The sequence below is a fragment of the Clostridium facile genome (genome assembly GCF_014297275.1).
Classification (GTDB): Bacteria; Bacillota; Clostridia; order Oscillospirales; family Ruminococcaceae; genus Massilioclostridium; species Massilioclostridium facile.
The window spans coordinates 2,499,125-2,521,294 of sequence record NZ_JACOQK010000001.1 but is presented as its reverse complement, the minus strand read 5'-3'; the positions used below and the strand labels follow the sequence as shown (position 1 = coordinate 2,521,294).

The following is a 22,170-nucleotide window of genomic DNA, read 5'->3' as shown; positions in this document are numbered from 1 at the left end:
TTATCCTTTAGAACTTTCATTGGTACTACTATGGTCCATCATACTGCTAACAGCTTCTTTTCCATCACTTACTACTTTGCTTGTCGTGTCTTTTATATCGCTAGCAACATCAGAACCTTTGGATTCCAAATCGGAAACAGTACTGGATAAACTGCTGGACGCAGAAGAATTTTTGGATGAGTTATCTTTGTCCTTATCTCCGGAACATCCGGATAACATTACTAAACATAAGAAAGAAACCATCAATGTTACTAATATTTTTTTCATAAGATCTTCATCTCCATTTAAAAATCCCCCGCAATTGTGGGGTTCATTACTTTGATTTGCTTTACTAGTATGCCAAGGATTTTCCAAAAAACAATTGGAATATTCTGGATTTTTGAATACTCTATGATAAAAATTGCTTAAACAGTCCATACTAAAACTAAAATTAAGAAAAAAGGAGCCGTTTATTATGTCAACGATTAAATCGGTTTTTGGTAGAGAGATTATTGATTCCAGAGGAAATCCAACGGTAGAAGCAACTGTGGTTTTGGAAAATGGAAAAGTGGGAACCGCCAGTGTTCCCTCCGGTGCATCTACTGGTATTTATGAAGCCCATGAACTGCGGGACAATAATCCACAGCGGTATGGCGGAAAAGGTACACTACAGGCTGTGGAAAACATTAATCTACACATTGCAGCAACGTTAAAAGGGAAAAATTGCTTAAACCAAAAAAACATTGATGATGCCATGCGTGAATTAGATGGTACAGAAAACAAAAGCAGTTTAGGGGCAAACGCAATTTTGGCAGTTTCCCTTGCCAACGCAAAAGCAGCCGCTAATTTTTGTGAATTACCATTATACCGTTATTTAGGCGGTGTTCGTGCAATGGAACTCCCTGTACCCATGATGAATATTTTAAACGGTGGAGCTCATGCGGCAAATAATATTGATATTCAGGAATTTATGATTATGCCAGTAGGTGCGGATAGTTTTTCCCGCGGCTTACAAATGTGTGTGGAGATCTTCCACAAACTCGGCTCTATTTTAAAGGAAAAAGGACTTTCCACCTCCGTTGGAGATGAAGGAGGGTATGCCCCAAACCTGGAAGAAGATGAACAGGCAATCCAATTGATTTTACAGGCAACGGAACAATGTGGCTATAAACCAGGGTCAGATATTTGCATTGCTTTGGATGCGGCTTCCAGTGAATGGTACCAAGAAAATTGCTATGTATTGCCCAAAAAGAACCAGGTTCACACAACTGAGTCGTTAATTTCCTATTTTGAAAAATTGTGCCAACAATATCCAATTGTTTCTATTGAGGACCCATTATCTGAAGTAGACTTTGATGGATTCACCCAAATTACCCGCAGTTTAAAAGGGGTACAGATTGTGGGGGATGACCTGTTTGTTACAAATCCAAAACGGTTGCAGCAAGGGATTTCCCAACAAGCAGGAAATGCAATCCTCATTAAGGTAAATCAAATTGGTACCCTAAGTGAAACATTGGACGCTATCCGTCTGGCACAGGAAAATGGATATCATGCTGTTATTTCCCATCGTAGCGGGGAAACAGAGGATACAACCATCGCGGATTTAGCAGTTGCCACCAACGCAGGCCAGATCAAAACAGGTGCCCCTTCCCGTACCGAACGGGTTGCGAAATACAATAGGCTGTTAAAAATTGAATCCTATCTTGGCTGCAATGCTTACTATCCTGGCCCCCAACTATTTAAAAAATAGTCCTTGTGTGACTTGGTTACAGAATAAATAACAAACATAGAGTATACTGAAACCAGATCAAACAGAAAGGAGTCCTGACAAATGTCAGTATTGCATATTACAAAAGAAAATTTTGAACAAGAGGTATTACAATCCGACCGCCCAGTATTATTGGATTTTTGGGCTGATTGGTGTATGCCATGTAAAATGCTTTCGCCAGTTATTGATGAAATTGCTGCAGAAAATCCACAAGTAAAAGTAGGTAAAATTAATATTGATGAACAAATGGAATTGGCACAATCTTTCCAGGTCATGAGTATCCCAACCCTCATGGTATTCAAAGATGGACAGAAACAATCCACTTCTGTCGGCGTCCAACCAAAAACCGCTATTTTAGAAATGTTAGGATAATACCTATACAATAAACTTTTTGACTTAACCATGGAGAATATCCAAAACAATATATGTAGTTTACCATATGGCGGTTGTTATCGTTCGGCACAAATCTGTTCAATAAAAAATCCAGGCAAATAATTTGCCTGGATTTTTTGTTTGTATACCGAAACCTCTTGTTGGTCTATAATTGGATGCTTTTCTGAGTAGAAGTCCAATAGGATTCTTCAAAAATTGGAGAAATCGAATCAGTTCAATAGTCCTTTTAATTTTTTCTTATCCAATACTTGAATTCCTCCTCGGGAAAGTGCCACAATTCCTTCCCCTTCAAAATATTTTAACATACGGGAAACAACTTCCCGTGCGCTTCCCATGTACTTTGCAATCTGCTCATGGGTAATTTTTAAAGCATCTGAATGGTTTTTTGCCACCTCATCCAATAAAAAAATAGCTAGGCGTTTATCAAAACTCATAAATAGAATTTGCTGCATCGTCCACATAACATCCGAAAAACTTGCTGCAATTAACTGATAGGTAAAATTTTCTACATGAATATTTTGTTCCATCAACTGGTGCATTAAATTAGAGGGAAGGATAACAACCTGGCTATCTTCTTCCGCATCAATCGAAACTTCAAAGGTAATCGCATCCAAAATACAAGAAGCGGATAAAACACAGATATCCCCTTGAAAAAGCCGCATCAATGTGATTTCTCTTCCATCTTCCGATAACAGATATGCCCTAATCTGTCCGCTTTTTACTAGTACCATTCCCAAACAACCTTCTGAACTATTATGTAAAACTTCCCCTTTACAAAAAGACTTTTCGATTGCATTTTGTTCCAACAGATGTTGTTCTGTCTTAGTTAGCCGGTTCCAAAAAGAAAGATTTTTTTGTAAAAATTCAATTTTTTCCATCTATTTTCCCTCCCAACTTTTTGGTTGTATTGTACCACTAAATAGAGGAAAAAACAACCTAAAACAACAGTAAAAATAGGCTATCCTTTCAGGATAGCCTATTTTTTACTAGGACAGGGATTCCAATTCTGTTTGGATTTTTTTCACAGTTTCTTGAGAAATATTTGCTTTTCCAGCATACTGCATCAAATCTTTTAGTTTAAAATGTTTTACCATTCCAATCATAGGATGATGCACAAGTTGTGGAGTATACTTCTCAAAAACCGAACGGGATTTTGGATTTTCCAGTAATTGCCCTACTGTCATATCAAAGGTAAATTTCATCTTTCACACTCCTTCCCTTTATCCTATGCAGCCGCAAAAATACCAATTGTAACTTTTTTCTTGCTAATTTTGAACAAATGGCTGCTTAGTTTACTTTTTCCGCATAGCTGTTGTTGATAATTTCCTCAAATGGAACATATTCAGATAGTTCCCCTGCGGAAATCATAACATCTTGCAAACGTTGGAAAGCTTCTTTTTTCATAACAGGGGTAGCATTCCAAGCATCCGCATCAATATAGCTTTGTAAACCTCTTGATAAAGTTTCTACATCTGTATCTGGGAAGAAATCCACAATGGACTCCGCAATTTCTTCTGCGGTATGTTCCTTTACCCATTGCTGCCCTTTTGCTACTGCATTGGTAAATCCTTGAATAATCTCAGGGTTTTCTTCCATATAACTCTGTTTCGCACAGTAAGCGGTATAAGGGATTTCACCGCTCTCTGTACCAATAGAACATACAATATGGCCTTTACCTTCCTGTTCAATCATAGATGCAGTAGGCTCAAATAAAGTAACAAAGTCCGCTGTACCACTGGAGAACGCCCCAGCCATTAAATCAAACTGGATGCTGTCGTCTAAAGTAGTGTCAGTTGCTGGGTCAATTCCATTTTCTTTAATAATATATTCCAATGTCATGTAAGGCACTCCACCTTTTCTACCTGGAATCACTGTTTTTCCTTTAATATCATCCCATGTAAAACCCTGTATATCCTCTTTTGCTACCAAAAAAGAGCCATCCCGTTTGGTCAATTGGGCAAATACTTGTGGATGATCCTCTTTTCCTTCATTATATACATAAATACTTGCCTCTGGGCCTGCCAACCCAATATCCATATCCCCTGACAGAATCGCAGCCATAACTTTATCTGCTCCACCGCCATTGCTCAATTCTAGCTCCAAGCCTTCTTCCGCAAAAAATCCTTCCGAAATAGCAACATATTGGGGAGCGTAAAACAACGAATGGGTTACTTCACAAACATTTAATTTTGTCAAACCTTCCTCTTTTTCACTAGAACATCCTGCCGCTACCAGGCAACACATAATACCAGCTAATAGAACACTAAGTATTTTCTTCCAATAACGCATACTGTCCCTCCTGAAAAAATAAAATGAAACCCCGCTGGGGGAATTTCTTGCCGCATAATAGAATCCTAGATTTCTGCTTTATATTAGCGGTGACTTACAAAATGGTTCACCAATTTTTCACCTAACACAACAACTTCGTATAAAACTGCCGCTACTATTGCAAGAATAATGACACTTGCCATAACCAAATCCAATTTAAAGACCTGGCCGCCATATACAATTAAATAACCAAGCCCCGCTTTGGATACTAAAAATTCTCCTGCAATTACCCCAACCAGGGATAGCCCTATATTTACTTTTAATGAGTTAAACAAGGTATGCAGATTGGATGGAAATACAATTTTAGTAAAAATCTGCGCTTTACTAGCGGAAAAACTCTGCGCCATCCGTATCATCTCTGGGTTAGTACTGCGGAATCCATTGAGCATTTCCAGTACAGTAACAATTAACGAAATCGCTACTGCCATAAAAACAATTGCACCTGTTCCTGCCCCTACCCAAATGATAATAACTGGCCCCAACGCAATTTTGGGTAAACTATTTAATACCACCAAAAATGGCTCACTTACTTTGGATAAAAATTTAGACCACCATAGAATAATCGCAATGATGATCCCCAAAATAACCCCTAAAAAGAATCCCGTTAATGTCTCATATAAAGTAACCCCTAAATGAGTTAAAATTCCATTATTAGATAAGTTACCAAATGTTTTTAAAATACGGGAAGGGCTACTCATAATAAAGCTATCGATAACGCCAATATCCGCTAAAATCTCCCAAAGGGCAATTAATACAACCAAAATGCCCAGTTGTGTCACCCTAACCAGATTACGGTTCCGCTTTTTCCGTTTGAGATAGTTTTGGCGTTCAGCCGAAAGCTGATTTGATTCATTTTTCAACCAACTCACCCCAAATCTCATTGAAATATTCGCTGAACTTTGGCTGCTTCCGCCGTTCTAACGGTTTTAAATCTTCCCCAAAATCCAGAGTATGCACTGCTTTGACTTTACCAGGACGTGCAGATAATACTACTACCCGGTCAGACATACTGATTGCCTCTGGAATATCATGGGTAACCATTATTGTGGTTTTCCCTTCTTTCCGTAGGATCTGACGGACGTCATCTGTTACCTGCAATCTAGTTTGATAATCCAGTGCGGAAAAAGCTTCATCCAATAAAAGCAACTCCGGTTTAATTGCTAAAGTACGAATTAGAGCAGCCCTCTGCCTCATTCCGCCAGAAAGCTGTGATGGATATTTTTGCTTAAACTCCCCTAATCCATAATTATCAATTAGCTGGTTAACATAAGCAATATTTTCCGGTGTTTTCTTTTTTTGTATTTCAAGACCTAATAATATATTTTTATAGATCGACCGCCACTCTAACAGGTTATCATCTTGCAGCATATAAGCGATTTGGGAAGATACTCTTGTAATTTCCTTCCCATTTACCTCAATACTGCCGTGGGTTGGCTGTTCCAATCCTGCCACGATGGAAAGCAAGGTGGATTTTCCGCAGCCGCTAGGGCCAACAATACTGACCAACTCCCCTTGCGCTACCGAAAGGCTTACCCCATCCAGTGCCAGTACTTCGCCATTATCTGCTTGATATTGTTCTATTATATTTTTAATTTTCACAAATTCCTGCAATGGTCTCACCTCAATTCCTATCTTTTGTATCATATGAAAATTGTTTTTATCCTGTGCATTAATAGTGGAGATTAAACAAATAAATTGTAATAAATTTATGCAATCTTTGCATCATCACGCTTGTAATTTGAAATTGTCTATAGTATAATTTAAAAGAATAAACGACCTCATCATTGTAATCAATGTTTGGTCGTATATTGATTAAGATGGTAGTAGCGCTATACTGCTATTCCGATATTTTGGAGGTTGATTTCACTATGCTACGAAAAACAAAGATCATCTGCACTTTAGGCCCAGCAACCGATGACGATAAAGTATTGCGTCAATTAATGCTCTCTGGTATGAACGTAGCGCGTTTTAACTTTTCTCACCAGACTCACGAAGAACACAAACAGCGTTTTGACAAAATTGTGAAAATGCGTGAGGAATTAGGGCTTCCCATTGCAACTTTATTGGATACCAAAGGTCCTGAAATCCGTATCCATACCTTAAAAGATGGCAAAGCTATTTTAAAAGAAGGAAACACTTTTACCCTTTACACCAAAGAGCGTATCGGAGATGAAACCGGTGTTTCCATTACCTACCAAGACCTTCCAAAAGATATTGCCTTAGGAACAAGAATTTTAATTGATGATGGTTTAATTGAACTAAAAGTAACTTCTTTTGATAATGAAAAGATTGTCTGTACTATTGTAAATGGTGGAAAAATCTCTGATCGTAAGAGTATCAATGTCCCTGACATTAGCCTTTCACTTCCTTATGTAAGTGAGAAGGACGAATCCGACATTGTATTTGGGATTGAAACCGGGTTTGATTTTATTGCGGCTTCTTTTACCCGTTCTGCCCAGGATATTATGGATATCCGCAGCATTCTTAATAAGCACAACTGCCACTGGATGAAGATTATCGCAAAAATTGAAAACCGGGAAGGTGTGGAGAATATTGATGAAATTTTGCGCCTAGTAGACGGTATTATGGTTGCCCGTGGCGATATGGGAGTAGAAATTCCCTTTGAACAGCTTCCACCTATTCAGAAAATGTTAATTAAAAAAGCTTACCGAGCTGGGAAACAGGTGATTACAGCAACCCAAATGCTGGACAGCATGATGCAAAATCCACGCCCAACCAGAGCGGAAACCAGTGACGTGGCAAACGCTATCTATGATGGTACCAGTGCCATTATGCTTTCTGGTGAAACAGCTGCTGGTAAATATCCAGTCGAAGCCTTAAAAGCAATGACGAGAATCGCAGAAGAAACCGAAACAAATATCCACTATAAAAAACGGTTTGCAACAAGAGAAGCTACCAGCGAAGAAGAAACAACAAATGTTACAAACGCAATTTCCAAAGCTACCGTTACAACAGCCCACAACCTATTGGCGACTGCGATTATTACAGTGACAAAATCCGGTATGACCGCAAGAGAAATTAGCAAGTTCCGCCCTAATGTTCCAATTATTGGTGGATCTACAGATCCAAGAGTATACCGCCAGATGAACCTTTCCTGGGGTGTTTATCCTGTATTTTTACAGGAAAAAGATACAACGGACGAGCTGTTTGACCATGTAGTAGATGTTGCAACCGAGGCCGGCTATCTTTCCAGTGGAGATCTGGTTGTAATCACAGCTGGTATTCCTCTGGGTATTTCCGGTACTACTAATATGATTAAAGTCCATGTAGTGGGAAATGTATTGATTTCTGGTACAGGAATTTCCCACGGTAACATGTGTGGCAATCTTTGTGTATGCCGTAATGCGGAAGAAGCAAAGAAAAAATTTAAAAAGGGCGATATCTTGGTAATTCCTCAAACAGATAATACTTTAATTGATGTAATCCGAGATGCTTCTGGTATCATTGTAGAACAGGACGGATTGAACTCCCATGCGGCAATTGCTGGTTTAGCTTTGGATATTCCAGTTATCATTGGCGCACACGATGCTACGAAAGTGTTAAAACATGGTATTACCGTACAGATGGATGCAGAGCGCGGTATTATCAGCAGCACCCATCAACACTAATTTTGATTTATTATTTAATAAAAAACGTGGAATCGATTATGATTCCACGTTTTTTTGTATAGATTTTCGGTATTGGGATAATGTCACATAATATTTTTTACTAAAAATTTTTCCAAAATAGCTCCTGTCCTGAAAACCGAAACAATCATTGATATTCCTATTAAAAAGAAAAGTTATTTTTCATAACAAATATTTTCTAACCATCTTTATAATAATACATCATCCGAATTTTTACTTATTTTATCTTTTAATATCTTACAGATATCGATATGCTAAAGAACACCGGAACAACTTCTTGAAAGTTACTATTGATTCTATTTTCTCTCTTATACAAAAGGCTGGTTCCTATAGGACCAGCCTTTTTGCAATATATCGTAATACAGTAATACAATTGGCAAAAAACAACAATAAAAAAGTAAATACACTATCTACGGAAAAGAAGTAAAAAATTTCTTTTACTACCTATAATAAGTAAAAATCCGTTTTTATTAACTTAGAGTCTCTAGATAAACCATCAAAATCTTGATGGTTATCGTTGCAAAATTCAAAAAAATTATCTCAGAAACAAAGCCCTTTCGTAGTTGGCTACTAATTCTCATCAACAAATCGGATAATATTTAATCCCACTTCTGGACTGAATTCCCGGTCGATTTTTCCGTCAATGACGTTAACAAATAATTCGGCTGTGGCACCAACCACACCTTTGTTTAAATGCCCACTGTAACACTCATGGTGGTTAATATTGCCGATAGTAATGTGCAGGTGAAAGTATGGTACCCCATTCATGGTAGAAATATTTCCGGTTAAATTTCCAATCTCGTAAACGCCAGTATAAGTATTGCTATGATATTGCTTTGTCGTGGTGTCAAACACTCCAATTTCTGCCTGTTTTAATGCCCCAATCCCAGAAATCTGAGCTAAATCAATTTTTTCATCTTCACAAAGTCGCTGTAAGGATTCCACAATTTCATCCTCAACATCTAGCCGCACTACATAAGTGGTTCCACATTTACGATACTCCATAACACTACCTCCTAATTATTTTTCAACAGTTACCTCTAAAAACCAAACTGTTTTTCCACAATTAATCAATTAATTGTTTATAAATCTCCGCTTTTTTGAACTGAGTCAGTTTTGCCGCCTCTTTTGCCGCATCACTTGGACGGTGCCCTTGCTCCATCAGTTCTTTTGCCAGTTGTACTGCCTGTTCTAATGTCATTTCTTCCTCATTGTTTTCCGCAATAACAGCCCCTTCCAGCACAAGCACAAATTCCCCTTTTGGCGTATTTTCCGTGTAATATTGCACCGCTTGTGCCAATGTTGTCCGGTTGACTGATTCATGTAGTTTGGTAATCTCTTTCACCAGAGAGATTTTTCGGTCCCCCAACGTTTCATAAAGATCTTTTAGGGTAGAAAGCAGTTTATGAGGCGCTTCATAAAAAATCAAGGTATGGGTATCCTTCCGGATGGAAGTGAGATGTTCCAGGCGGCTCCGTTTGTTGGTGCTTAAAAAACCTTCAAAGGAAAAACGGGATGTCACCAGTCCGCTGACACATAAAGCAGAAATCACTGCGCTTGGCCCAGGTACTACCCTAGTCTCAATCTGATATTCTGCGCACAGCCTTACTAGATCCTCTCCAGGGTCAGAAATACAAGGCATTCCGGCATCCGAAACAATCGCGCAATTTTCTCCAGCTAAAATGCGCTGGATAATCTGCTCCCCACGCTGGCGAAGATTATGTTCATAATAGCTGACCATCGGTTTTTTAATGCCAAAATGGTTGAGTAACTTTAAAGTTACCCGGGTATCTTCCGCAGCGATAAAATCCACCTGCTGCAGTGTTTCCACTGCCCTAGGTGAAAAATCGGATAAATTCCCAATTGGCGTTCCAACAACATACAAGATACCTGCCACTACTCTGCCTCCCAATCATAAATTTTCTGCATTTCCTGGGAAAATTCTTCCCCTTCATAAATTCCTAATGTCGGCATGACTTGTAAAAACGGCTTGCTTCCTTTTTTGCCTTCCAACAAAAACAGCCATGGTGTAGAATCCGGATATTTTGCCACCATCCGTAGTCGTTTTGGCTCTAAACCAGCTTCCCGCATGCTGCAAATGGTATCCGCCAAGCGTTCCGGACGTTGACAAATACAGAGCTTCCCTCCATATTTTAACAGTTTTACCGCCGATTGGCAAACATCCTGTATGGTACACCTTGTTTCATGGCGTGCCACCTGTTCCGCAGACATTTCGCTTAAGAATCCAGCCCCATTCGAAAAATAAGGTGGGTTACAGGTTACCAGGTCAAACTGTCCGAATGGCATACCAGATAGTTGTTTTAAATCCCCACAAACTGGATGGATTACTGGTTCCACAGTGGAATGATCCAGTCCAATTTGGAACTGCTCAATCCCCTGAGGCTGAATTTCCACCCCCCAAATTTCCTTTGGCTTATGGCGTTTACACCAAATGAATGGAATGATCCCACAGCCTGTCCCCAAATCACAGACCAAATCTTTCCGCCTTGGGGAAGCAAAGTTTGCCAACAAAAAAGCATCTGTACCGAATTTGTGCTCTGGGGTAACGCACACTACAATATTCCGATTTAACCGTTCTAGCTGATATTCAAACATCGTTTCCTCTAAATACAAAGGGCGCTGCGATTTGATTTGCATCAACATGGCAGCAGCCCAATTTTTTTATTATTTATTTCTTTGTTTTGCGCGTTGTACATTACTTAGAATGCGTTTTCTAATACGCAAAGATTCTGGTGTTACTTCCAAGAGCTCGTCTTCCGCCAAAAATTCCAAAGATTCTTCCAAGCTCATCACACGTGGTGGAGTTAAGCGCAAAGCATCATCTGACCCGCTAGCACGGGTGTTGGTAAGCTGTTTTTTCTTACAAACATTTACTACCAGATCTTCCTGTTTTGGAGAACAACCAACAACCATCCCTTCATAAACAGGGGTCTGGGCACCAATAAACAGAGTTCCTCTTTCCTGGGCATTGTACAAACCATAGGTAACAGCGGTACCTGTTTCGTAGGAAACCAAACTTCCGGTGGAACGGGTTGGAATTTCTCCTTTAAAAGGCTGATAACTATCGAAAATGGTGTTCATAATCCCTTCGCCTTTGGTATCGGTAAGGAATTCATTTCGATAACCAAACAACCCACGAGATGGAATTAAAAACTCAACCCGCATACGACTACCTTGTGGAGCCATCTGAACCAGTTCCCCTTTTCTCTGGCCCATTTTTTCCATAACGGAACCCAGGGATTCTTCTGGAACATCAATTACTACCCGTTCAATTGGTTCGCATTTTTTGCCGTCAATTTCTTTAAACAGAACTCTAGGAGTACTTACTGAGAGTTCAAACCCTTCGCGGCGCATATTTTCAATTAAAATGGACAGGTGCATTTCTCCACGTCCACAAACATTGAATTTTTCGGTGGAATCTGTGTCCGAAACACGCAAAGAAACATCTTTTAACAGTTCTTTTTGCAGCCGTTCCCGAATCTGGCGGGAGGTGACAAACTTACCTTCCTGCCCCGCAAATGGGCTATCGTTTACGCCAAAAGTCATTTCTACCGTAGGTTCGCTGATTTTTACAAATGGCAATGGGTCTACATTCCCCAATTTACAAATAGTATCCCCAATTGTAATTTTTTCGATACCGGAAAAACAAACAATATCCCCTACAGTTGCTTCTTTAATAGGAGTTCTACCAAATGCGTCAATCTGATATAAGTTTACAATCTTGCCACGGTATGGGTCTTTGCTTTCGTGATAATCGCAAACGGTAACATCTTCTCCTTGTTTTACAACACCGCTTTCCACTTTACCAATAGCAATACGACCTACATATTCATTGTAATCAATGGCAGAAACCAATACCTGGGTATCTTTGGTTTCATCTCCGGAAGGAGGGTCAATATGATTCAAAATTGTTTCAAATAATGGGGTTAAATCTTTTCCTTCCTCGTATTGGGAGAGGGAAGCAGTACCGGAACGTCCAGAGCAGAACAAAATTGGGCTTTCCAATTGTTCCTCAGAAGCATCTAAATCCAACAATAATTCCAATACTTCATCTGGGATTTCATCCAGGCGGGCGTCTGGACGGTCAATTTTATTTACTACTACTATAATTTTTAACCCCAGTTCCAAAGCTTTCTGGGTCACAAAACGTGTTTGCGGCATAGGGCCTTCCGCAGCGTCAACTAACAGAATAACCCCGTCTACCATCTTTAATACACGCTCTACTTCACCGCCAAAATCGGCATGTCCAGGGGTATCAATAATATTAATTTTGGTATCTTTATAATATACAGCAGTGTTTTTTGATAAAATGGTAATACCACGTTCCCGTTCCAGGTCGTTCGAGTCCATTACCCTTTCTTCCACTACCTGGTTTTCACGGTAAGCGCCGCCCTGTTTTAGCATTTCATCTACCAGGGTGGTTTTACCATGGTCTACGTGGGCAACAATCGCAATGTTTCTCAAATCATTTCTTATCACAAAAAAGCCTCCCGTCAGCTATTGAGAAGGAACCGCAATTTTCCTTCTATTCCAATGTTTTTCCAACAAAAAAAGAATTTTTTCTGTTAACATCCTATTTACTATCATTTTTCTAATAATCCTATAATATCTTATCATACCTCAAAACCAGAATCAAGATAGGGAAATACCCAAATAAGTGGTTCACAATGATTTAGAAATTGATCATATTGATAGTTTTTTTACCTTATTTTTGGGAGTTCCTACAAAAAATAAATTTGCTATTCAAATAACATATGGTATAAAATAAAAACACATATAAGCAATTTATCTAATAAATCATAATTATTTATACTTTATATACACAAATTATCTAATTTCACATATGTTCTCTATTTTTTCATAAAAACTTACTTGTATCTTTTTATTTATTCATTATACTAGATAAAATAGAGTTGAATTTTGCAATATACTTTATTAGTTAAAAAGGTATAAAGCACATTTTATAAACTATGGTACCTATTTACTGATGAATCAAATACGAAGATGATAAAGCAAATATGAACGTTTGGCTAAAATCATCAAACTTTTTTAACTGTATCCGAACCGGAGAAAGGACGGTGCAAACCGTGAAGCAAGTAGTCAAAAGGTTCCGTTTACAACGAAAAGAAAACACAACAAAATACTACAAATTAAACCAGGTATTTCTTTGGACATCGCCTTTATTTCTAATCCTGCTGTGTGAATTTAATCATCTACAGGACTTTGGAGCATTAATTGGGTTTATTGTCCATGATTTTTCTGTTATTTTGTTTGATACTTTGTTATTAGGTGCTGTCATTTTAACAGTATTGTGCCTTGTCAAAAGTGGTTTTATTGCTACTTTTGTTCCGGGATTATTTTTGTTTATTATTTCGTTCGTGGAATATTATAAATACCAATCCAGTGGTTCTCATTTTGTACTAACCGATTTATTTATGGCGGGGAACACTTCTCAACTAATGAAGTTTGCCGGAGTACAATTAAACGCTTATTTTATCATAGATATTTTGATTTTTATCACATATTTTGCAGTCATCTTCTGGTTTAATCCCAGAATTCGTTTTGCCCAAAAACCGCTGAAACGTTTAGTTACAGCTGTAAGTTGTGTATTAACAGTCAGCATTATTGTAGCTACTCCCGTTTCCAATTTTGTATATTCCGCATTTGCACTGGATAATGAGGAAGCTTCCAACAACTATGAATGTGACGATAAATTTAAAAAGAATAATTTGATCGCATATTTAGCACAAACCTCTACGGAACAGATTCTCAACTCTCCGGAAGAACCAGAAAGCTATTCTGAAAATGAAATCCGAAAGGAACTACAGCCAGCTAAACCGGCAGTTTCCGACCAGAAGCCGAATGTTGTTATGATTATGTCAGAATCCTTTGCGGATTTCCGCAGATTAGATGGTATACCAAACTTGGATGAATATTATCAGAACTTTGACCAGTTTGCAAAAGAAGGTATTTGCGGAAACTGTGTTGTTCCTACCTTTGGTAACACTACCGTGAGAACCGAATTTGAATTGATGTTTGGGCTGCCAATGAAAAGTTTAAATGACAGTACTTCTCCACAAAAGATGCTGCCAGAACGGGAAACTTCCCAGCCTACCTTTGCGGATTATTATAAATCGCAAGGATATTCCACCACCTATATTCACCCATTCCTCAATAGCTTTTATGATAGGGATCAGATTTATAACAACTACAACTTTGATGAACTCCGTTTTCAAGATGATTTTAAGACAGATACAACAAAATTTCGCCAATACATTGATGATAAAAGCGATTTTAATGAAATTATTTCCTGCTTAAAACAGAGCGAACAGCCTGCCTATGTTTATACTTCTACGATGCAAAACCACCAGCCCTATAATTTGGATTCTGGTATGACAGAATTTGAATATTATATGGCGGGGATTCAGCAGACAGACCAGGCCTTGGCTATGCTAATGGAACAGTTAAAACAATTGGATGAGCCAACTATTGTGTTATTTGTGGGAGACCATTATCCTTATTTTACTGATAGCTCAGATTCCTATGATTTAGCGGATATTAGCACAGAAAATGCCTATGTCCTGTATCAACAGCCGTTTGTTATTTGGAATAATTATGGTGCATCTAGGAATGTAGAACAGACTGTTTCTGCCTTTTACCTGCCTCATTTAATTGTCCAGCTAACCGGTGGGGAACAAACGCCGTTTATCTCCACAATGTTGGACCAGATGCAGACAACACCGGTTTACTCTAGCAATTATTCAGTAGAAATAGAGAACAATAAGGTGTTGGACGATTTAACCTATGACCGTGTATTGGGGGAAATTTATTCTAGGGATTCTGTAAATACTCCTTGACTTTCTGCCTAATATGGCACCTCTGTATGAATTTTGTTTTCATTAAAATGCACTTCGTGGTCTTATTCGATAAAATGAGATAAAAAAAGCTTGTAGAAAATTCTACAAGCTTTTTTCCGTTTTAGCTGCTTTTAAAGCTACTATTTTAGGAAACGATTGCCTTTGTAAAGAAAAATGCTACTGTTTTCTCCGAAACAAACCAATTAGCCATCGGAAAATATGGTATTGCCCTAACAAGAATCAGCCTCCCAACTATTTTGCTTAACATATTGTTATGTCAAACAAACAGAATATAGAACATCCCTTTTTCATTTTTATCACAGTTTTACCTTGTTTTTGCATGATTCCAAAAAAATAGCACATAGTAATAGTGTACTATAACTTTTACAGAAACGAGGATGCTGTATGAAAATCAGTACAAACATAGACCAAAACATCAAAACGTTTCAAGAACAGCTGCATTGTGATAAAAATTTTGATATTGTGTATCGCACCATAAAGATTATGGATAAAACGGCTTGTTTCTTTTTTGTAGATGGATTTGCGAAAGATGAAATCATGACAAAAATGATGGACGCCTTTTTTAAAATACAAGATCAAAAATTGCTGACAGATGCTTATACTTTTTCAAAATCCTGTATTTCCTATGGGGAAATTGGATTGGAAGATGACCTTGATAAACTATTTGTGGCACTGCTTTCTGGGCAAATTGTGATGATGTTGGATGGGTTTGACCGGGCAGTTTTAATTGATGCCAGAACCTACCCACAAAGAACTACTTCAGAGCCGGAAAAGGACAAGGTGTTCCGTGGCTCCCATGATGGTTTTGTAGAAACACTGGTGCTGAATGCCGCATTAATCCGGCGACGCATCCGTTCTCCAGAACTTTGTATGCAACATCTATCAATCGGTACAATTTCTCATACTGATGTTTCCATCTGTTATATGAACAATAAAGTATCCCAAACATTACTAAATCAGATTGTACAAAAACTAAAATCAGCAGATGTGGAATCCTTGACCATGAATCAGGAAAGTTTAGTAGAAGTATTATTAAAAAGAAAATGGTATAACCCCTTCCCGAAAGTAAAATTTACCGAACGTCCTGATACCACAGCCGCCCAAATATTAGAGGGAGACATTGCTATTTTAGTGGACAACTCCCCTTCCGCCATCATTCTTCCCTCTACTATTTTTCATTTAATGGAGGAAGCTAACGACTATTATTTTCCCCCATTAACAGGCGCTTATCTAAGATTGAGCCGATTTGCCGTTTTATTTGTAGCTATTTTCTTAACACCTGTCTGGATTTTATTGACCCAATACCCAGATATTGTTCCGGAATGGTTAAAATTTATTTTAATTACCGAGGATATCTCCGTCCCTTTACTGCTACAGCTTTTAATGTTAGAAGTTGCCATTGACGGTTTACAGCTGGCATCTTTAAATACTCCAAATATGCTTGCAACTCCCCTTAGTATCATTGCGGCGATTATTGTTGGAGACTATGCAGTACAGTCTGGATGGTTCTCTCCTCAGGCGCTACTCTACCAAGCGTTTGTCACATTGGCAAATTTCTCCCAACCAGGATTTGAATTGGGATATGCGTTGAAATTCTTCCGGATCCTTCTTTTAATTGTTACCGGAGCATTTGGAATATGGGGATTTGTCGCTGGGGTACTATTCCTATTAATTGTATTGGTGTGCAACAAAACTGTCACAGGAAAATGCTATTTATATCCTTTGGTTCCATTTAATTGGCAGATACTAAAACGCCATCTATTTCGTATGAACATCAAAAATCATACCACCAAAAAACGCCGTTGATTGTTAAAATCAGCGGTTTTTTTCTATTATTTTAAAATACACCCATATTTTATCGAATTTTCTTCTGAATACGTAACATTTTCATTTCCATCAAAAAAATCATTTTGGATTTAAAAAAATAATAATTTAGAAATAAAGAGATAACAAAAGAAAACAAGCGAAAATAAGAGATAAAAAAATATAAATTAAAATTCTCGAAAAAAGGTGTTGACAAACCATTTTGATCTAGATATAATAGGTTAGGTGAGAAAAAGCTGATCGGGCTTTTTTAGTTTTGTATTTTAAATGGAGGTAACAACCATGTCAACTTATATGGCAAAGGCGAATGAAGTAAGCCGTAAATGGTATGTAATTGACGCAGCAGGCAAACCACTGGGTCGTGTGGCTGCTAAAGCTGCTGCTATTCTTCGTGGCAAACATAAACCAACTTTTACTCCTCATGTAGATTGTGGTGACCACGTTATTGTTATCAACTGTGCAGAAGCTGTTCTGACTGGTAACAAACTGCAAAATAAATATTATAGATGGCACACAGGCTGGATTGGTAATTTAAAAGAAATCAAATACGATACTTTAATGAAAACTAACCCAGAAAAAGCAATGACACTTGCTATCGAAGGTATGCTTCCTGACACTGTAATCGGAAGACAAGCTGCTCGTCGTTTAAGAACTTACAAAGGTGCTGACCATTCCCACGATGCTCAGAAACCAGAAAACCTCGAGTTTTAATGAAAGGAAGGAGGCACACTTATTATGTATGAATCTAAACCATATTTTTACGGTACAGGCAGAAGAAAAAGTTCTGTAGCTAGAGTTCGTGTATACCAAGGTACAGGTAAAATCACTATCAACAACCGTGATATTGATGAATACTTTGGTCTGGAAACATTAAAATTAATCGTTCGTCAACCATTGGAATTAACCAATACAAATGGTAAATTTGATATTGTTTGTAATGTGGCAGGCGGCGGTGTAACTGGCCAGGCTGGTGCAATCCGTCACGGCATCTCCCGTGCGCTGTTGCTGTTTGATCCAGAATTGCGTCCAATTCTGAAAAAAGCAGGCTTCCTGACCCGTGACCCAAGAATGAAAGAACGTAAGAAATACGGTCTTAAAGCTGCTCGTAGAGCTCCACAGTTCTCGAAACGTTAGTTTTATTTTATTAAAAACTGATCAAACCTCCCAGAATACCCTGGGAGGTTTTTTGTAATATACAAATGGCTTATTAAAAGGAGGACTACCGTTGAAAGAAATTAAAACATCCGAGATTCCAGGCTTTCGAATTGGCCACGCACAAGACGAAGCCAACGCAACAGGCTGTACGGCTATTATTTGTGAAAATGGTGCGTGGGCAGGAGTAGATGTTCGTGGTGGTAGCCCAGCTTCCAGAGAAACAGAATTGCTGAAACCAGTAAATACAGTGCAACAAATCCACTGTGTGATGCTTTCAGGTGGAAGCGCATTTGGTCTGGAAGCAGGAGATGGAGCAATGCAATTCTTGGAGGAAAAAGGCGTTGGTTTTGATGTAGGAATCGGTCGTGTTCCCATTGTTTGTGGAGCTTCCCTGTTTGATCTGGAACTGGTTAACTTTCACAGTAGACCGGATAAAAAAATGGGGTATGAAGCCTGCAAAAACGCATATATAAATCCTGAGCCAGAGCAAGGGAATGTTGGAGCAGGTACTGGGGCAACTGTAGGGAAGCTGCATAACACCGTAGATATGATGAAATGTGGGATAGGAATCTATGCCGCACAAATTGGTAATGTAAAATGTGCGGCTATTGTCGCTGTTAATGCCTTAGGTGATGTAGTTGATTACGATACTGGAAGAATTCTTGCAGGGCTTTTGAATCAAGACCATACTGGTTTTGCGGACACTAAGAAGTGTCTCTATCAAGAAATAGAACAAAACAGAAATCTATGGAATGGCAATACAACAATTGGCTGTGTAATTACCAATGCGAAATTGGATAAATGCCAGTGTAATAAGGCGGCAAGCATTGTGCATAACGCCTTTGCACAAACCATCCGTCCAGCACACTCCACAGCGGATGGCGATACTATATTTGTTATGGCAAATGGAAAAATAGAAGTATCCCCTGATGCATTCAATACAATGGCTACTGAAATAATGGCACGCGCTGTTAACCGTGCCGCCCTTTCCGCGGAACCAGCGTATGGTCTAAAATCAGCACAAACTATGTTGTCAAAGTAACTATATTCCTATTATCACTGATATCAAGCTTATCTTATACCATAAGTGAATAAGCTACTATTTGTTTCGATACACTGACATACTTCATCACGACAAAAATATAAAATTGGCTATTCAATGAAAGGCATTTTGATATTTCTATAAAAATTCTTCAATTCTTTTTTCTAAAAACATTAAAAATATTTTTGGAATCATAATAGCAGTTTTTGCACAAAAATGTTATAATAGTTGTATAAGCTGTTGTTGCTTAAAAAAACAGAAGTTTATTTAGGAGGTTGTGACGATGGACAAACAAAATTACACCAAAATAAATGAGACCATTTTAAAGCAGGAAGAAATGCTGGTATTTCCCCATTTCTCCAACAAAGACGCTTGGGATTTAGGCTGTTTTTTAGTGAACAAAGTATATGAAAGTAATGAGTCCCTTGCAGTAGCCATCCGCAAATTAAACGGTACTATGGTATTTTATCATGCCGTAGGGAATACCAACCAAAACAACCAAAACTGGATGAACCGAAAATTCAACACCGTATGTTTAATGGAAAGAAGCTCTTTAGGGGCATGGGCATCCTCCTTCCTCACTGGGGAAAAAATCAGTACCCATGGTTTAAGTGATTCTGATTATGTACTGTGTGGAGGCGGTTTTCCAATCCGCCTAAAAACAGGCGAGATTGTTGCGGTATTGACTGTATCTAATTTTCCACATCAGTTAGACCATGACTTCATCGTAAAAGGTCTAAAAGAATGGCTCAAAATGGAAGATGTGCCTGATCTGGACTTAACATTATCTTATGAATAAAAAACCTCAGCCCGCATGGTCATGCGGGCTTTTTCTGATTTGATTCCAATTGGCATCACTTTATAAAATACGATATAATAATGCTATCTTAATTGAGCAGATTTGCGAGGAGAAAAAGATGATATATTGTAAACGATGTGGTGCTGCCTGCGATGACAGTATGCAGTTTTGCCTAAATTGTGGAAATCCACTCCCAATGGTACCAACACACCAACCTCCACCACCTCCACAAGATCCTTCCATGCCATATAATCCATATACCACTACAAATAATGGTCCACACCGATGCTTTAAAGAAAGAAATATTGTAATGTGCATTATTCTTTCCATTATTACATGCGGTATTTATCCATTTTACTGGCTCGTTGTATTGAACAATGACCTTAATGATCTTACTGGGGATAGGAATGCCTTTTCCGGTGGAATGGTTTTATTATTGACTTTAGTAACCTGTAATATTTATTTTATTTACTGGTCTTATCGGGCTGGCGAAAAAGTGGATTGTATCAAAAGGCAGGCCCCTACATTTCATATTGTATTTTTGATACTATCCCTTTTTGGTTTGGGCATTGTCAACTTTATTCTAATCCAAGATACGATTAACAAAAGAATTCATGGACAGATATAAAATAAAACCAATGGTAGGCTTCATCTGTATTGGGTTCCTGTACTTGGTATGGATACAGCTTACTGGGACCGCAATCCCCTGTTTCTTCCACACCGTCACTGGACTTTTTTGTCCAGGTTGCGGTATTACCAGATTAATCCTACATCTGTCCCAAGGGGATTTGGTTGGTGCTTATCAAGCAAATCAGTTTTTATTTATCACTGGTCCTCTGCTTATAGTAGAACTGATTCTCTATTTTGTTCAATGCTGTAACAATAAGACTTTGCCAAAATGGAATCAGATTTTACTCTTATTGTATAGTATTGCGTTAATTGTTTTCGGAATACTACGCAATGTTTTATCCCCATAATTATACGATATAACTTCAATATGGAAAAGCACCACATTACAATATGTAACTATTGCGCTTCTTTTCCTGTATTTTAAACCTTTTTTTCTGATAAAGTTTAACAAAAAACTATAAAAAGCAGGCGTTGCAATGTCTTCGCCTGCTTTTATTTTATATAGAAATTTATGATTATAAATGAATTCAGTTTCTGTTTAATGCCCTGTCCATTCTTATCGATTCCAATAATAAAACAATAGGTACACTATTTTTTTCGGAACTCTGCCGGAGACATTCCTGTTTCCTCCCGAAAAATCCGATAAAAATAGCTTTTATTCGCATATCCTACCAAAGATACAATCTCATCAATGGACATCGTAGTATGTTCCAAATAATCCTTTGCCGCATTGATACGGAATTTTTGGATAATATCAGAAAATGTACTGCCTGTATATTTTTTTAATATTCTGGATAAAGAATTGGGGTGGTAGTTAAACTGCTTTGCGGTAGACTCTACTGTAACATCCTGATAATGCTCTCCAATATATTGGACAATTTGGGAAATATCAGGGCCATTTAATTCCCTAGCGCTTTCCCGTTCCTGATAGGAACGGTAAGCCCTTGTTAACTCTAAGAATAATAGTATTATCGTGAGTTCTGTTGCGGTTTGATAATTACTTTGTTTGGTAAAAGATTCTGCTATAATTTTTTGTAACATCTCCAAAGCGTCTGTGTGTTGATACATCATAAGCGGAAACAGCATATAATTCTGCTCCTGATTCTTTTTATACAAGGAATTGGCAAAAAAATTAAAAATAAGTTCATTCCCATTTAGTACATAGAAAAAAGCATTTTCAAACAGGCTTTTTTCAATCAAAATATTTAGTACGATTGTTTCTCCCTCAATTTTACTGATCTGATGGATCGCGTTGGCATTGAGCAGACAAATATCCCCTTGGTGCATCTCAATTAAATTTCCATCTACCTGGTTTTTGATCTCACCTTGATATACATAGATAATTTCAAAAAAATCATGACGATGTAGGGCTAAGGCAACAGGAACATTGATATGAAAATTTACACAAATATGAGCATCATCAAACCAGCCGTTACTTTTTAATACAAAAAATCCCTGTTGTTCAATTTCTAATTCCCAATACTCTTTTTCTTCTTTTATGGTTGGTTTGAAATTTATATTTTTATAATAATTGCATTGTTCCAATTGATTTTGTATCAATTGATAAAACTTTTTCTGTTCCACATCTATCCCCTCCCTTTTGTATATATTATACTAAATCATTTCCTATATTTCAACATTTTAATTAGTTGATGTTAGATTATGTTACGAATCCTGTAGCAACAGGTTATTGTTTATTGAGTGGA

General features: G+C 38.0%; 22 protein-coding genes. 11 read left to right on the top strand and 11 right to left on the bottom strand.

Features of this window, described 5'->3' with window-relative positions; genetic code table 11:
* A complete protein-coding gene (locus tag H8Z77_RS10480) occupies window positions 1-267 on the bottom strand; it encodes a hypothetical protein (RefSeq protein ID WP_069986929.1) in 267 nt (88 codons plus the stop codon).
* A gap of 187 nt (window positions 268-454) precedes the next feature.
* Here H8Z77_RS10480 and eno point away from each other — a divergent pair, with 187 nt between their 5' ends.
* Together eno and trxA are read left to right on the top strand one after the other, a co-directional pair.
* Entirely contained in the window at window positions 455-1,729 is a 1,275-nt protein-coding gene (gene eno / locus H8Z77_RS10475; RefSeq protein WP_186996963.1) for a phosphopyruvate hydratase, read from the top strand.
* A gap of 81 nt (window positions 1,730-1,810) precedes the next feature.
* A complete protein-coding gene (trxA, locus tag H8Z77_RS10470; RefSeq protein ID WP_069986927.1) occupies window positions 1,811-2,119 on the top strand; it encodes a thioredoxin in 309 nt (102 codons plus the stop codon).
* Window positions 2,120-2,349: 230 nt separating this feature from the next.
* Here the strand turns inward: trxA and H8Z77_RS10465 are convergent, their stop codons facing one another.
* The 5 genes from H8Z77_RS10465 to H8Z77_RS10445 all read right to left on the bottom strand — a co-directional run bounded on the left by H8Z77_RS10465 (window position 2,350) and on the right by H8Z77_RS10445 (window position 6,079).
* Window positions 2,350-3,018: a Crp/Fnr family transcriptional regulator gene (locus H8Z77_RS10465; protein ID WP_186996962.1), complete on the bottom strand. Its 669-nt coding sequence runs from the start codon at window positions 3,016-3,018 to the stop codon at window positions 2,350-2,352.
* 108 nt (window positions 3,019-3,126) lie between these two features.
* A complete protein-coding gene (locus H8Z77_RS10460) occupies window positions 3,127-3,342 on the bottom strand; it encodes a hypothetical protein (RefSeq protein ID WP_186996961.1) in 216 nt (71 codons plus the stop codon).
* A gap of 85 nt (window positions 3,343-3,427) precedes the next feature.
* Window positions 3,428-4,429, bottom strand: coding sequence for an ABC transporter substrate-binding protein (locus H8Z77_RS10455; RefSeq protein WP_186996960.1), 1,002 nt, complete (start codon window positions 4,427-4,429; stop codon window positions 3,428-3,430).
* A gap of 83 nt (window positions 4,430-4,512) precedes the next feature.
* Complete coding sequence (locus H8Z77_RS10450) at window positions 4,513-5,328, bottom strand: ABC transporter permease (RefSeq protein WP_286165579.1); 816 nt, start codon at window positions 5,326-5,328, stop codon at window positions 4,513-4,515.
* On the bottom strand, window positions 5,318-6,079 hold the full coding sequence (locus tag H8Z77_RS10445) for an ABC transporter ATP-binding protein (RefSeq protein ID WP_141720166.1): 762 nt from the start codon (window positions 6,077-6,079) through the stop codon (window positions 5,318-5,320). The genes H8Z77_RS10450 and H8Z77_RS10445 overlap by 11 nt, the downstream gene beginning before the upstream one ends.
* A 257-nt stretch (window positions 6,080-6,336) precedes the next feature.
* Here H8Z77_RS10445 and pyk point away from each other — a divergent pair, with 257 nt between their 5' ends.
* The gene (gene pyk / locus H8Z77_RS10440) at window positions 6,337-8,097 is read left to right on the top strand and encodes a pyruvate kinase (RefSeq protein WP_186996958.1); all 1,761 of its coding nucleotides are present in this window, start codon (window positions 6,337-6,339) and stop codon (window positions 8,095-8,097) included.
* A 588-nt stretch (window positions 8,098-8,685) separates the two neighbouring features.
* Here the strand turns inward: pyk and H8Z77_RS10435 are convergent.
* From H8Z77_RS10435 to typA, 4 genes are all read right to left on the bottom strand, one after another.
* The gene (locus H8Z77_RS10435) at window positions 8,686-9,120 is read right to left on the bottom strand and encodes a PPC domain-containing DNA-binding protein (protein ID WP_186996957.1); all 435 of its coding nucleotides are present in this window, start codon (window positions 9,118-9,120) and stop codon (window positions 8,686-8,688) included.
* A 61-nt stretch (window positions 9,121-9,181) separates the two neighbouring features.
* Window positions 9,182-10,012 carry a 16S rRNA (cytidine(1402)-2'-O)-methyltransferase gene (rsmI, locus tag H8Z77_RS10430; RefSeq protein WP_069986919.1) on the bottom strand — a complete coding sequence of 277 codons (831 nt, stop codon included), beginning with the start codon at window positions 10,010-10,012 and terminating at the stop codon, window positions 9,182-9,184.
* Window positions 10,012-10,731, bottom strand: coding sequence for a tRNA1(Val) (adenine(37)-N6)-methyltransferase (locus H8Z77_RS10425; RefSeq protein WP_186996956.1), 720 nt, complete (start codon window positions 10,729-10,731; stop codon window positions 10,012-10,014). The genes rsmI and H8Z77_RS10425 overlap by 1 nt, the downstream gene beginning before the upstream one ends.
* Before the next feature lie 69 nt (window positions 10,732-10,800).
* On the bottom strand, window positions 10,801-12,615 hold the full coding sequence (gene typA, locus H8Z77_RS10420; RefSeq protein ID WP_069986917.1) for a translational GTPase TypA: 1,815 nt from the start codon (window positions 12,613-12,615) through the stop codon (window positions 10,801-10,803).
* 608 nt (window positions 12,616-13,223) lie between these two features.
* On the opposite strand from typA, the gene H8Z77_RS11745 reads away from it, so the two are divergent.
* From H8Z77_RS11745 to H8Z77_RS10380, 8 genes are all read left to right on the top strand, one after another.
* On the top strand, window positions 13,224-14,993 hold the full coding sequence (locus tag H8Z77_RS11745; protein WP_186996955.1) for an LTA synthase family protein: 1,770 nt from the start codon (window positions 13,224-13,226) through the stop codon (window positions 14,991-14,993).
* Between the two features lie 405 nt (window positions 14,994-15,398).
* Window positions 15,399-16,820, top strand: coding sequence for a spore germination protein (locus tag H8Z77_RS10410; RefSeq protein ID WP_186996954.1), 1,422 nt, complete (start codon window positions 15,399-15,401; stop codon window positions 16,818-16,820).
* A gap of 300 nt (window positions 16,821-17,120) precedes the next feature.
* Window positions 17,121-17,549 (top strand): 50S ribosomal protein L13, encoded by a 429-nt coding sequence (gene rplM / locus H8Z77_RS10405; protein WP_069986914.1) that lies wholly within the window; start codon window positions 17,121-17,123, stop codon window positions 17,547-17,549.
* Window positions 17,550-17,573: 24 nt separating this feature from the next.
* The gene (gene rpsI / locus H8Z77_RS10400) at window positions 17,574-17,972 is read left to right on the top strand and encodes a 30S ribosomal protein S9 (protein ID WP_069986913.1); all 399 of its coding nucleotides are present in this window, start codon (window positions 17,574-17,576) and stop codon (window positions 17,970-17,972) included.
* A gap of 91 nt (window positions 17,973-18,063) precedes the next feature.
* Window positions 18,064-19,035, top strand: a complete 972-nt coding sequence (locus H8Z77_RS10395; protein WP_186996953.1) for a P1 family peptidase — start codon at window positions 18,064-18,066, stop codon at window positions 19,033-19,035.
* 283 nt (window positions 19,036-19,318) lie between these two features.
* A complete protein-coding gene (locus tag H8Z77_RS10390; protein WP_069986911.1) occupies window positions 19,319-19,834 on the top strand; it encodes a heme-degrading domain-containing protein in 516 nt (171 codons plus the stop codon).
* Between the two features lie 118 nt (window positions 19,835-19,952).
* The gene (locus tag H8Z77_RS10385) at window positions 19,953-20,462 is read left to right on the top strand and encodes a DUF4234 domain-containing protein (protein ID WP_286165577.1); all 510 of its coding nucleotides are present in this window, start codon (window positions 19,953-19,955) and stop codon (window positions 20,460-20,462) included.
* Window positions 20,449-20,811, top strand: coding sequence for a DUF2752 domain-containing protein (locus tag H8Z77_RS10380; protein WP_076939102.1), 363 nt, complete (start codon window positions 20,449-20,451; stop codon window positions 20,809-20,811). The genes H8Z77_RS10385 and H8Z77_RS10380 overlap by 14 nt, the downstream gene beginning before the upstream one ends.
* Before the next feature lie 241 nt (window positions 20,812-21,052).
* Here the strand turns inward: H8Z77_RS10380 and H8Z77_RS10375 are convergent, their stop codons facing one another.
* On the bottom strand, window positions 21,053-22,048 hold the full coding sequence (locus H8Z77_RS10375; protein WP_186996952.1) for an AraC family transcriptional regulator: 996 nt from the start codon (window positions 22,046-22,048) through the stop codon (window positions 21,053-21,055).
* Window positions 22,049-22,170 lie beyond the last annotated feature (122 nt).